This is a genomic window from Pseudomonas sp. BT76 TE3572, from assembly GCF_050435365.1.
GTDB classification, from domain to species: domain Bacteria; phylum Pseudomonadota; class Gammaproteobacteria; order Pseudomonadales; family Pseudomonadaceae; genus Aquipseudomonas; species Aquipseudomonas fluorescens_W.
This window is the reverse complement of the sequence record NZ_JBNDKE010000001.1, coordinates 6,192,863-6,205,025: the sequence shown is the minus strand read 5'-3', so window position 1 is coordinate 6,205,025 and position 12,163 is coordinate 6,192,863. Positions and strand designations below refer to the sequence as shown.

Annotated in this window: 15 protein-coding genes; 7 read left to right on the top strand and 8 right to left on the bottom strand. The window is 59.6% G+C overall.

Translation table 11 applies throughout. From position 1 onward, the window contains the following. Genes ABH912_RS28365 through ABH912_RS28355 form a run of 3 tightly spaced genes read right to left on the bottom strand, consistent with a single transcriptional unit; the run spans position 1 to position 1,861 of the window. A complete protein-coding gene (locus tag ABH912_RS28365; protein WP_033054031.1) occupies positions 1-543 on the bottom strand; it encodes a DUF2937 family protein in 543 nt (180 codons plus the stop codon). Positions 544-555: 12 nt separating this feature from the next. Next, positions 556-1,332: a class II glutamine amidotransferase gene (locus ABH912_RS28360; protein WP_033054032.1), complete on the bottom strand. Its 777-nt coding sequence runs from the start codon at positions 1,330-1,332 to the stop codon at positions 556-558. A 31-nt stretch (positions 1,333-1,363) separates the two neighbouring features. Further along, on the bottom strand, positions 1,364-1,861 hold the full coding sequence (locus tag ABH912_RS28355; RefSeq protein ID WP_033053470.1) for a hypothetical protein: 498 nt from the start codon (positions 1,859-1,861) through the stop codon (positions 1,364-1,366). A gap of 100 nt (positions 1,862-1,961) precedes the next feature. Here ABH912_RS28355 and ABH912_RS28350 point away from each other — a divergent pair, with 100 nt between their 5' ends. Then, positions 1,962-4,016, top strand: a complete 2,055-nt coding sequence (locus ABH912_RS28350) for a S9 family peptidase (RefSeq protein ID WP_429512221.1) — start codon at positions 1,962-1,964, stop codon at positions 4,014-4,016. 208 nt (positions 4,017-4,224) lie between these two features. Next, complete coding sequence (locus tag ABH912_RS28345; protein ID WP_123366765.1) at positions 4,225-4,698, top strand: cyclic nucleotide-binding domain-containing protein; 474 nt, start codon at positions 4,225-4,227, stop codon at positions 4,696-4,698. Here ABH912_RS28345 and ABH912_RS28340 read toward each other — a convergent pair. Next, complete coding sequence (locus ABH912_RS28340; RefSeq protein WP_429512219.1) at positions 4,695-4,985, bottom strand: hypothetical protein; 291 nt, start codon at positions 4,983-4,985, stop codon at positions 4,695-4,697. The two genes, ABH912_RS28345 and ABH912_RS28340, sit on opposite strands and share 4 nt — an antisense overlap. A gap of 98 nt (positions 4,986-5,083) precedes the next feature. On the opposite strand from ABH912_RS28340, the gene ABH912_RS28335 reads away from it, so the two are divergent. From ABH912_RS28335 to ABH912_RS28320, 4 genes are all read left to right on the top strand, one after another. Next, positions 5,084-5,770, top strand: coding sequence for a spermidine synthase (locus tag ABH912_RS28335; RefSeq protein ID WP_046046099.1), 687 nt, complete (start codon positions 5,084-5,086; stop codon positions 5,768-5,770). Positions 5,771-5,818: 48 nt separating this feature from the next. Further along, positions 5,819-6,193, top strand: coding sequence for a YajD family HNH nuclease (locus ABH912_RS28330; RefSeq protein WP_007942195.1), 375 nt, complete (start codon positions 5,819-5,821; stop codon positions 6,191-6,193). Between the two features lie 210 nt (positions 6,194-6,403). Beyond that, entirely contained in the window at positions 6,404-6,874 is a 471-nt protein-coding gene (locus tag ABH912_RS28325; protein WP_007944014.1) for an RNA methyltransferase, read from the top strand. A gap of 92 nt (positions 6,875-6,966) precedes the next feature. Continuing rightward, the gene (locus ABH912_RS28320) at positions 6,967-7,344 is read left to right on the top strand and encodes a YgaP family membrane protein (RefSeq protein ID WP_429512218.1); all 378 of its coding nucleotides are present in this window, start codon (positions 6,967-6,969) and stop codon (positions 7,342-7,344) included. A 107-nt stretch (positions 7,345-7,451) separates the two neighbouring features. Here ABH912_RS28320 and ABH912_RS28315 read toward each other — a convergent pair whose 3' ends face one another. From ABH912_RS28315 to ABH912_RS28305, 3 genes are all read right to left on the bottom strand, one after another. Next, complete coding sequence (locus tag ABH912_RS28315) at positions 7,452-8,387, bottom strand: IS110 family transposase (protein ID WP_429512216.1); 936 nt, start codon at positions 8,385-8,387, stop codon at positions 7,452-7,454. A gap of 225 nt (positions 8,388-8,612) precedes the next feature. Further along, complete coding sequence (locus ABH912_RS28310; RefSeq protein ID WP_429512215.1) at positions 8,613-9,842, bottom strand: hypothetical protein; 1,230 nt, start codon at positions 9,840-9,842, stop codon at positions 8,613-8,615. A 90-nt stretch (positions 9,843-9,932) separates the two neighbouring features. Further along, the gene (locus ABH912_RS28305; RefSeq protein ID WP_033054039.1) at positions 9,933-10,382 is read right to left on the bottom strand and encodes a YcgN family cysteine cluster protein; all 450 of its coding nucleotides are present in this window, start codon (positions 10,380-10,382) and stop codon (positions 9,933-9,935) included. Positions 10,383-10,548: 166 nt separating this feature from the next. On the opposite strand from ABH912_RS28305, the gene ABH912_RS28300 reads away from it, so the two are divergent. After that, entirely contained in the window at positions 10,549-11,142 is a 594-nt protein-coding gene (locus tag ABH912_RS28300) for a nitroreductase family protein (RefSeq protein WP_046055702.1), read from the top strand. Between the two features lie 62 nt (positions 11,143-11,204). Here ABH912_RS28300 and ABH912_RS28295 read toward each other — a convergent pair whose 3' ends face one another. Then, entirely contained in the window at positions 11,205-12,137 is a 933-nt protein-coding gene (locus ABH912_RS28295; RefSeq protein WP_033054041.1) for a D-2-hydroxyacid dehydrogenase, read from the bottom strand. Between the last annotated feature and the right edge of the window lie 26 nt (positions 12,138-12,163).

Below are 12,163 nucleotides of genomic sequence, written 5' to 3'. Positions count from 1 at the left end.
TTACAGTCCGCGCACATCCCGATCTTCGATCGGCCGGCTCTGGCGCAGGCGTTTGCCGCCCAGCACCACCCAGTCGATCAGACGGAACAGGCATTCAATGCCGAACGACAGCAGCAACGCCCCGCTCATGCCCCAGATCATCGCTTCCGGCGTCAGCAGGATCTGGTAGCTGTAGCCGTTCCAGGTTTCCTTGCGAATATCCGGATCAGCCGCCAGTGCAACCTGCAGGAGGCGGATGTACCACGGGCCCTGCATGGCCTGGAACTGTTTATCGAGCGCCAGCTGACGGGTCAGCAAGGTGCTCAGGCTGTCGGCATCGCTGCGAAAGATCGGATCGTCGCTGGCGCGGTAATGGGCCACCAACGCCTGCACGTCACCCTTGAAGAACTGATTCGCCGTGCCCTGAAAACCGCTCAGACTGGTCTGTGCCTCAATCAGATGCGCTTCGACCCGTTTGGCATAATCGCTGATGAACCCTGGCACCTGGACACCGATCAACAGGCCCGCCGCGAACAACACCAGCCGTAGATAACTGAGCAACATGAGGGGGAATCCTTATTCGGTCTTGCCCTGGCTGACGCATTCACCGCGTCGCCAGAGGCTCCATTGGCCCGGTTCGTAGCGGGTCCAGGTTTCGTTTTCGGTCAAGGGTTCGGTGGCGATCACCGTGACCACGTCGTTGGGCGTGGTTTCGGCCTGGAAATCGACGATCACATCGACGTCCTTCAAGCGCGCCGGGCCGAATGGCGCACGACGGGTGATTTGCGCCAGTTTGGTCGAGCAATAGCAGAACAACCAGTCGCCATCACTGAGCAGGCAGTTGAACACGCCTTTGCTGCGGTATTCGGCGCAGGCGGCCACCAGGTCTGGCAGCAGTTCTTCGATTTCTACCGGTTCCGGGAACGCTGCGCGCACGCGGTTGAGCAAATCGCAGAACGCCGCTTCGCTGTCGGTATCGCCGACCGGGCGGTAAAAACTCTTGATCGGTTGAAACTCGGCGAGCTGGCCGTTGTGGGCAAAACACCAGTTACGGCCCCACAACTCGCGTACAAATGGATGGGTATTGGACAAGCAGACCTTGCCGACGTTGGCCTGGCGGATGTGCCCGATCACCACTTCACTCTTGATCGGATAGCGCTGCACCAGGTTTGCGACCTCGGACTCACAGCTCGCCGCCGGGTCCTGAAACAGGCGCAGGCCACGGCCCTCGTAAAAAGCGATGCCCCAGCCGTCACGGTGCGGACCGGTGCGGCCGCCGCGCTGCATCAGCCCGGTGAAGCTGAACACGATATCGGTCGGCACATTGGCGCTCATGCCCAATAACTCACACATGTTCGGGTTCTCGCTGAAGGCAGGGGCAAGGTTACAGACGCGGTTCAACCCGCATTCGCTGAGGGTTGCTCGGCACCGGGGGACGACCGTAACGATCATCGCCCGCACCACCGAAAGGATGATCCTCTTCAGGGTCATCGGCCCGGGCCGCAGCCTTGGCAGCGGCAGCCTGTTCCTTGCGAGCGTTGGACGCACGTTCGATTGGGAAACGGATCGCCACGAATACCAGGTAAATGCCGAAGGCAATCATGCCGTACATGAACAGGTCGGATATCGCCCGCCACGCGTTGTTGCCGACCTTGAACAATAGATCAAGGGCAGTAATGGCGATGGCCGGGGCAACCTTTTCCTTCACCGGATCAATGATGGTCGGGCTGAACAGCAACACGGCAACCAATAGCCGTAACGGCTCACGCAGCCAGCGCCACATCCAGCGGGTGATACGCATCCACACCAACAGGCAGCCCAAAGCGGCAAAGGCGTAGAGGCCCCAAGCGATCAGATAGTCGTTCTCGGTCATGGTGTCCATGGCAAGGCAGGCAAAGAGGCGCTTATAGTAACGACTTTTCGCACGTCAGGCTTGCCCGCCGTCTGCGAACCCTATTTCGTAAAACGCTCGAGAGTCCTTCATGCCCCTATCCGTCAACGTTTCCGACGCTCCCATTGCCCACAAGGCCGAAGGCGACGACCCGTATGCCTGGCTGCAGGAGCGCGACACCGACGCGGTGCTCGACTACCTGAAAGCGGAAAACCGCTACCAAGAGGCGCAAACCGCCGATCAGGCAGGGTTGCGTGAAACCCTGTTCGAAGAAATCAAGGGCCGGATTCTCGAAACCGACCTGTCCTTGCCCTCCCCTTGGGGTCCGTACCTGTATTACACGCGCACCACGGCCGGTGATGAATATGCCCGTCACTACCGCTGCCCGCGCCCGGCCGATGACAGCCTGCAGCTCGACGAAAGCCAGGAACAGCTGCTGCTGGACCCGAATGAATTGGCCAACGGCGGCTTCTTCTCCATGGGCGCCTTCAGTATCAGCCCGGACCACCAGCGTCTGGCCTACAGCATCGACGCCACGGGCGATGAGATTTTCACGCTGTTCGTGAAGGAATTGTCCAACGGCCGTGTCAGTGAACTGGAGTTCCAGGATTGCGACGGCAGCATGACCTGGGCCAATGACAGCCTGACGCTGTTCTTCGGCGAGCTGGACGACACCCATCGTCCGCACAAACTGTTCCGCTATCGGCTGGACGGTACAGCGGCCGAAGAAGTGTTCCATGAGCCGGACGGTCGTTTCTTCATGCATTGCTACCGCTCGAGTTCCGAGCAGCAATTGCTGCTGTCCCTGGGCAGCAAGACCACCAGCGAAGTCTGGGTGCTTGACGCGTTCCAGCCGAAGCAGGCTTTTACCTGCATTGCACCGAGGGTTGAAGACCATGAGTACGACGTCGATCACGGCGCACTCGACGGTCAATGGACCTGGTTCATTCGCACCAATCGCGACGGCATCAACTTTGCCCTTTACCACGCCGTAGACACCGGCGTGGCGCCGACCGAGGCCGACTGGCAGAACCTGATCCCCCACAGCGACACGGTGATGATCGAAGGCATGAGCCTGAATGCCGAAGCCATGACCCTGAGCCTGCGTGAAGGTGGCTTGCCGATCATCGAAGTGCATCCGCAAGATCTGCCGAGCTACCGTGTGCAATTACCGGATGCGGCCTACAGCCTGCACGTGCAGAACAGCCTGGAATTCGTCAGCGACAAGATCCGTCTGCGCTACGAAGCGCTGAACCGTCCGGCGCAAATCCGCCAACTGATATTGGACAGCAGCGAGCAGAAAGTCCTCAAGGAAACCCCGGTGCTCGGTCCGTTCGACGCCGATGCCTACGTCAGTCAGCGTCTGTGGGCGACCGCACCTGACGGTACGAAAGTGCCGATCAGCCTCGTCGTCAAACGCGAAACACTCGGCAAGCCGACGCCGCTTTATCTGTACGGCTATGGCGCTTACGGCGAAAGCCTCGACCCGTGGTTCTCCCACGCCCGCTTGAGTCTGCTGGATCGTGGCGTGGCGTTCGCCATCGCTCACGTGCGTGGCGGCGGTGAACTGGGCGAAGCCTGGTATCGCGCGGGCAAGCAGGAACACAAACACAACACCTTCAGCGACTTCATCGCCTGCGCCGAGCACCTGATCGCCAGTGGTTTTACTACTTCACAGCAACTGGCGATCAGCGGCGGCAGCGCCGGCGGTCTGCTGATCGGCGCGGTGCTCAATCAGCGGCCGGAGTTGTTCGGCGCAGCGATTGCCGAAGTGCCGTTCGTCGACGTGCTGAACACCATGCTCGACCCCGATCTACCGTTGACCGTCACCGAATACGACGAGTGGGGCAATCCTGAAGAACCGGACGTCTATGATCGGATCAAGGCCTACGCCCCGTACGAAAACGTCACCGCGCAAGCCTATCCGGCGACCCTGGTGATCGCCGGCTACAACGACAGCCGCGTGCAGTACTGGGAAGCGGCCAAGTGGGTGGCGAAATTACGCGCGACCAAAACCGACACCAATCCCCTGCTGCTCAAGACCGAATTGGGTGCCGGGCATGGCGGGATGAGCGGTCGTTATCAGGGATTACGTGACGTAGCACTCGAATACGCATTTGTTTTCAAGGTTTTGGGCATCGCCTGAGGAACTCCGTTCGGCGTACCGGTCTTAACACCAGACGCCGGGGCGGAGGCTTCACGACTCCCCTGTAGGAGCGAGCCTGCTCGCGATTGCGGACTTTCAGTCAATTAATGTGTGACTGACACACCGCAATCGCGAGCAGGCTCGCTCCTACAGGGATTGGGGACATCCAGAAGACCGGAACCAGACACAAGAAAAAGACCGTGACGACATGTCAGAACCGACCTTACTGAACAACGAAATTCGCGACTGGCTGATGGACTGTGGCCTGTTCGATCAACTGCTGCCGGCGGACTTCGCCACGGCCTCGGGCTACTTCAGCATCAGCACCATTGCTCAGGGCGAAGAGATTTTCCATGAGGGCGATGCCGGCAGCTTCATGTGCATCATCCACACCGGCCAGGTGGCGGTGCAGAAAACCAACAGCGAAGGTCACCTGGTGACCATGGCAACGTTGCGCAGCGGTCGGGCGTTCGGCGAAATGGCCGTACTCGACGGCGAACGCCGCTCGGCCAGTTGTGTGGCCGCGAGCAATTGCCAGTTGCTCAACCTGGGCAAGGACTCGTTGGAAAAGATGCTCAACGATGCGCCGAAAATCGCCGCCAAAATCATCCGCGCCCTCGCCGTCTCCCTCTCCAAGCGCCTGCGCATGGCTGATGGTCAGCTGCTCTCGCAGCAGGTTTAACCGCCCGGTGATTTGGCTTTCGACGGGGTTTGCTCCAGCCCCGGCAGTGGCTGGTCCTTGGTAGGCGGGCTAGGCATTTCAATGGGCACCAACGGCGGACCGCCACTGCCGGGCCCGACTTTGGGCACGCTGGTCGGGGTGATTTGCGGGTACGGTGTCGGGGTCGCGGTGCCGGGCGAACCGGGCAGCGGCGAAGGGCTGGTCGGAATGGTTTGCAACTGCTGGGCCTGCACTGCAGTTATCGAGAGCGCGGCCAAGGTAATGACCGTTAGAATGGTGCGCTTCATCAATGGCTCCGTTGGCCTTGTTGTCTGTTTGCAGGCTACTCCCAACTGCGCGTGTTTGCCTTCCCCCTCTTATGCCAATTTCTCCTCAAGTGAGTCCCATGAAACGTTTCGTTCTGCTCGACACCACTCCAATTCCTGAAAATGGCGGTGCCTTGTGCCTGTTCGAATACGGTGAGGATTTCGTCATCAAGATCCAGGGCGGCGACGGCGGGCAACTGATGAACACCCGCATGCACGGCTCGGAAGACGCTCTGGCGGAGATCCCTTGCCGTAAAGTGGCTGGCCGGCCGAATTCGCGCGTGCTGATCGGCGGCCTGGGCATGGGCTTCACCCTCGCCTCAGCCCTCAAGCATCTGGGCAAGACCGCTGAAGTGGTGGTCGCCGAACTGGTGCCGGGCGTGGTGGAGTGGAACCGTGGACCGCTGGGCGAGAAAGCCGGGAGCCCGCTGCTCGACCCGCGTACGGTCATTCGCATGGAAGACGTGGCCAAAGTCCTGCAGGCCGAGCCGCAAGGTTTCGACGCGATCATGCTCGACGTCGACAACGGCCCCGAAGGCCTGACCCAGAAGGCCAACAGCTGGCTCTACTCCGCTGGCGGCCTGAGTGCCTGTGCCAAGGCCTTGCGGCCCAAAGGCGTGCTGGCCGTCTGGTCCGCGAGCGCTGACCGACAGTTTTCCGACAAACTGAAGAAGGCCGGCTTCAAGGCCGAGGAAGTCCAGGTCTTCGCCCACGGCAACAAAGGCACCCGCCACACCATCTGGATTGCCGAGAAGCTCAAGGGCTGAGCTAAACTTGGCTCATAACCGTCATTAGTCTTTTACAAAGGTGAACCCATGAGTTCGTCAACACCCCCGACCAACACGTCGAAACTGGACCGCATCCTTGCCGACAACCAGCGCGACAAGGAAATGGGTTACCGCGACAAGGCCCTGAAAATGTACCCGCACGTGTGCGGCCGCTGCGCCCGTGAGTTTTCCGGCAAGCGCCTGAGCGAACTGACCGTGCACCACCGCGACCACAACCACGACAACAACCCTCAGGACGGCTCGAACTGGGAATTGTTGTGCCTGTATTGCCACGACAACGAACACTCGCGGTACACCGACCAGCAGTATTTCGACGAAGGCTCTCTGAGTACGCCGAAGATTGCCAAGGCGACGCATAACCCGTTTGCGGCGTTGGCTGGCCTGATGAAGAAAGAAGACTGAAGATCTTCAGTGCTTCGACCGGCTCCTTCGCGAGCAAGCCCGCTCCCACATTTGATTTGCGGCGTACGCCAGTAGTGTGTTCACCAGAGATCGAACGTGGGAGCGGGCTTGCTCGCGAAGGCGGCCGACCAGACACCACCAATCTCCAAACCGAACACCCCTCCCCCAATCCCCGTATAATCGCCGTTTTTTCCCCGAAGGCACCCGCTCGTGGCAGACAAACGGTACAGCTGCATTGGTTTGTATAACCCCAAATCACCGGAGAACGTCGGTTCGGTGATGCGCGCCGCTGGCTGCTATGGCGTAGCGTCCGTGTTCTACACCGGCAAACGTTATGAACGCGCCGCCGACTTCGTCACCGACACCAAGCGCGTCCACTACGACATTCCGCTGATCGGCATCGACGATCTGAAGAAAATCCTGCCGCTGGGCTGCGTTCCGGTCGCTGTGGAACTGGTGGACGGCGCCCGTTCACTGCCGGAATACACACACCCTGACCGCGCGCTGTATATCTTCGGCCCGGAAGACGGCTCGCTGGATAAAGAGATTCGCGACTGGTGCGAAGACGTGGTCTACATCCCGACCACCGGTTGCATGAACCTGGCGGCCACCGTCAACGTCGTGCTCTATGACCGTATGTCCAAGGGTCTCAACACCCGCTCCGGGGCGAAATTTCGCTGATTCACCACACATCCGATGGAACAAGCCGCCCGCCTTGGCAGTCAGCTTAAATATCTATTCTTGAAGCAGTCATTCCAGCCCGGAGACAGATCATGAACGAACTCAAACGCGTAGAACGCATCGAATCTACCCCGTTCCAGACTCACACAGAGCAGAACGTGCAGGGTTGGGAACGCATCGGTTCCCTGGCCGGCGGCGTGGTGATGGTCGGCAAGGGCCTGCGTCGCGGTGGTGTGTTCGGCTTGATTCAAGTGGCGATCGGCGGCGTGGCCCTGGCGCGTGGTATTACCGGGCACAGTTCGGCGAAAAGCCTGCTGGAGAAAAGCCGTCAGGACATGAACAACGTGCGGGCAAAGATTCAGCGGGCGGGTGAAGAGTTGAACCGGTTGAAGGCGAATGCTGAAGCGGCGACCAAGACGGCTACCGTGACCGGTAATGATTCTTTGAAGTCGCCGAAAACCGGGGTTTGATCCAAGCGTTGCGGTGGGGCTTAAGGCCTCATCGCGAGCAGGCTCGCTCCCACAGGTGACCGCATTCCAATGTAGGAGATTCTATGTTGCCCCGCAACCCTGAATTCTCAGGCTGACAAGTATTCGCTCTGATTTTTCATCAGGGCGAATGCCACCCGACAGAGCTTTCGGGCCAAGGCCACCAAGGCCTGGGTTTTCGAAAAACCTCTAGCCAGGTATGACTCGTAAAACGGTTTCCATTTGGGCGAGCGACACGCCGCCATTGCGGCGTTGTAAGCCAAGCGACGCACTTCCGGGTCCCCTTTTTTGGTCAGATGCCGCAGGCCATTCTTCTTGCCGGAGTCATCGACTGCCAAGTCCATTCCTAAAAACGCGATGAACGCATCGCTGTTCGCAAAATCCCCCCGCATAAAAGTCGTCGCCAACCCGGTTGCGGTCAGTTCGCCCACACCTTCTATGGCTTTGCAGCGATCAATATTCTCCTCAATCCCTGCCTCTTTGCTGACTTTGCGCAGCAGTTTCTGGATAGCCTGATCCGCTTGCTTGAACGCTTTCTGCTGAGCGGCCTGCACCTTTCTCAACAAGGGTTCATTGGCCCAACTCAACATCAGCCCTGCATGATTCTGGATCAGCGTTGCACGTCTATGAAGAAGGCTTTTCAGTGAGCTGTAGGCTTTGGGGGGCGGGTTCCAGACCCGCAGCTTGATTTGTTCACTCTCCAAGTAACGCGCCAGCAAACGTGCATCGCAGGCGTCATTCTTGGCTCGTTGGCCGACGCCACGGCGGTAATGACTGACACGATAGGCATCCACCACGTAGACCTGGTGGCCCATTTGATGAGCCAGTTCGACCGTGTCCAAGTGGTAAATATTGGTGGCTTCAAGTGCGATAGCACTGTGAGCAGGCAACGCTTTGAGCCAACGTTTGAGGGCGGTTCGATCGTTCTTGATGGGTTCAATGGTTTGCTGGTCAGCGCGGTAGGCAACGACTTCGGCTTTGGCGATATCGATACCAACAACCGTCTGCGAAGTAAGGATTGTCATGACAAATCCTCGGAGCTAGGGTTTAAGTACTTGTTGGGGTCTACCGTTGCGCTGGCTTGTCTCTATCGTCGGTTTACCGATGAATTCCTTATCGGCGCTTTGGGTAGAAGGGGTGGGACGAGAAGTCTCCCACGGTCTGTACTGGTCAGAGTCAGAATCGAGTCTGTAGTCCCACCCACCCCTTCAAGTCTAAACATACAAGCGAGCCTGCTCGCGAAGGCGGTGTTACTGAAGTAACTCGGTGTCGAGAACCTTGGAAGATTCACCGATAACACTTTCGGCCAGCTGAACAAATTCCTTGGTATCCACGCTCTCCAGATGCATCGCCCCGCGTAACACATCATCCAGCGAACGCTTGTTGCGGGTCTTCAGGCGAATCTCGCGATCCAGTTCCTGCAATAACACGACCGCTTTCGACACCTGTGCCGGGCTGACCTGCTCAGCGCGCAAGGTCGTGACTTTCTGGCTGTCCTTGGCCAACTTCTTCTGCAAACTCTCGTACCGCTCATCACTCATGCCGCCGGCGCGGCGCACCAGTTCGATGGCGTAATACTCGGCAAATCCTTCGCTGATCCAGTCACTGCGCTGCTGGTCGTTGATCCGCCCGAACACCTGCGCCAATTCCCGCACCAGCGCACTGCTACCGCTTTCGCTGACCATCGGCAAACGCGTGTTCAGATAGATCGATTCGTGCGCGCCCAGACTGCCGCGCCACATCGGGTCGTTGGCACCGACAATCAGCAGTTTGACGGGATGACGGGGATACACCACCTGCACTTGCGGCCAGACAAAGGTCAGCAGCGTCAGCACATCCATGCGGCGCATGCCCTGGCCCAGGGGCGAGGCGACGGTGACTTCGGTTTCCCCAAGCCGCGTACGACGGCTGCCGAGGTGACCAGCGAGCATCCAGCCCGTGGGCCGGTCGAACAAGCGAGAAGCGTTATCGACCCGGAATTTGTTCTTGCCGATTCGCGGCCAGGCGGTTTCAACGCTTTTCCAGCCGGTGGGCAATTCGAATTCAAGGCGTGAAACCAGTTCTATGCCGTCCTGCTGATCGAGTTTGGCTGCCGGTACCAGATCGTCGCCGCGCATCAGCGCCCAGGTCGGGGTCATGCGCGTATCGAAGCTGCCACTCTTGCGCCCATGGCTGATGCGTACGCGGTAGGTCAGGCTGGCCTTGTCGGCGGCCGGACGCCAGACACCACGGGCCTGCTTGCCCGGCGTGAGCTGCCATTGGCCGTCGGCCTTGAAATCGCTGTAGTGGCTGCCATCGCCCAAGTCGAAATCCAGACTGCGCACCGCCGAACCCTGAGCCAGAGTCAGCCGCACTTCGGCCTGATCGCTTTGCGGCAACAGGCGCACGTGGTAATCCAGATCAACCTTCTTCGCCGCCCACGCAGGCGAACCCAGGACTAATAATCCAAGGGTCAACGCCAGCCGCAATCCCACAGCCATACACACTCCTTGTGGCGAGCGAGCTTGCTCGCGCTGGGCTGCTTGGCAGCCCTGAATTCTAGTCATCAATGCCGATTTTGTGAGCGGGAATTAACCCGCCCGGAAAATCAGATGGTCTTCCCAATCGTCTTCGGCCACGCTGCCTTCGGCCAGCATGCGCCCGGATTGTGAAATTCGTTCATGGTGCACTGCATCACGATCACCGCACACCAAGTGATGCCAGAGCGGCAGATCCTTGCCTTCGCTGACCAGGCGATAACCGCAGGTCGGTGGCAACCATTTGAATTCGTCAGCCTTGCCCGGCGTGAGCTGGATACAATCGGGGACGAAGTCGCGGCGGTTCGGGTAATCGGTGCACTGACAGGTTTTCAGGTCCAGCAGTTTGCAGGCGATGCGCGTGTAATAGACGCTGTTGTCGTCTTCATCTTCGAGCTTTTGCAGGCAGCAAAGGCCGCAACCGTCGCACAGCGATTCCCACTCCTGCGGATCGAGTTGATCGAGGGTTTTGCGTATCCAGAACGGTTCGACTTTGGCGGCCATGGCTCAAGTATCAACATCAGGTGGTGAAAAGGCCGCCAGTCTAGTGCCAAGGCCCTTGTGGGCCAAGCGTTGGCGACTGCCGGTAAAAACGGGCTTGTCAGTTATTGCGCCGCCCAGTAGGGTTTTGCGTCGCCCCTCACCTTCAAACGTAGCAAGGAATCTCTTGATGAGTGCCAATCCACGCGTTGCCGACTATGCCATCCACCCTCAGTTCACCGACCGCTGGTCGCCCCGCGCCTTCACCGGCGAAGCGATCTGCGAAGAAACCCTGCTGAGCTTCTTCGAAGCCGCACGTTGGGCGCCATCGGCCTACAACTCGCAGCCTTGGCGGTTTCTGTATGCGCGTCGCGACACGCCAAACTGGGAGCGCTATCTGGGGCTGCTGAACGAATTCAACCGCAGCTGGGCGCAACACGCCTCGGCACTGGTGATCGTGATCTCGAAAACCACCTTCGCGGTGCCTGGCGCCACGGAAGAAACCCCAGCGTTATGGCACACCTTCGACACCGGTTCCGCGTGGGGCCATCTGGCGCTGCAAGCGAGCATCAGCGGCTGGCACACCCACGGCATGGCCGGTTTCGACCAGGACCTGACCCGCAAGGAGCTGAACATTCCTGAGGGTTATGCGCTGCACGCGGCGGTGGCGGTGGGCAAACTGGGCGACAAGGCGACGCTGGCGGACTATCTGCAAGCACGTGAAGAACCGAGCCCGCGTCGTCCGCTGAGCGAGTTGGCGGCTGAAGGCGACTTCACCCTCTAAGCCACACTGCAAAACAATTGTGGGAGCGGGCTTGCTCGCTCCCACATTAGATTGCGGTGAATTCAATACCCGCGATCGAAATCCACTTCCCCGCGCAACGCCTCACCTGCCTGATACGCCCGCAGGTTCTCGACAAACAGGTTCACCATCATCGATGGCGAGGTCGGTGCCGAGCTGTGGCCGGTCAGCAGCAGGCCCCAAGCGGTCCAGAACGGATGACGTTGCGGCAGCGGCTCCTGACGGCAGACGTCGATCACCGCACCGGCCAGATGCCCTTCTTTCAAGGCTTCCACCAGGTCCGCATCGACCACTGCCACACCGCGCCCGACGTTGATGAACAACCCGGTCGGCTTGAACTGCTTGAACAGCGCTGCGTCGTACAGGTCGTGGGTATTCGGCGTATTCGGCAGCAGATTGATCACGTAATCCACTTCACCGACCAGACGCGGCAGATCAGCCAGCGCCCCGACTTCGACAAACGGCGCCTGCTCGCGGGCTTCGCTGGCGATGCCGTATAACTCGACGCCAAACGGCAGAAGAAACTGCGCCACGGTCTGGCCGATGTCACCGGTACCGACGATCAACACTTTGCGCCCGGCCAGGCTTTGGCCCTGGCGACTGTCCCACTTGCGCTCGACCTGGCTGACCAGCCGCGGCAGCACTTCGCGTTCGTGGCCGAGCATGTAGGTCAGCACGTATTCGGCCATGACCTGACCGAAAATCCCGACCGCCCGAGTCAGGCGATAATGACGTGGCAAGCCGTCGGCCAGCAGCGGCGTAATGCCCGCCCAGGTCGATTGCAGCCATTGTGGCTCGTGGCCCTGACGCAGCAAGGTCGCCAGCAGGTCCGGCTGACCGAGCCAGATCGGACAATCAGCGGCCAGGCTGGCCAGTTCGGCGGAGTCGCCGCTGGTCAGTACTTCCAGGTCAGGTGCTGCTTGACGCAGCAGTTGGGCGTACACCGGGTGGTCGTGTTCAGCAATCAGAACGCGCATGGTTCAAACCTTTCAAAAACAGTGCA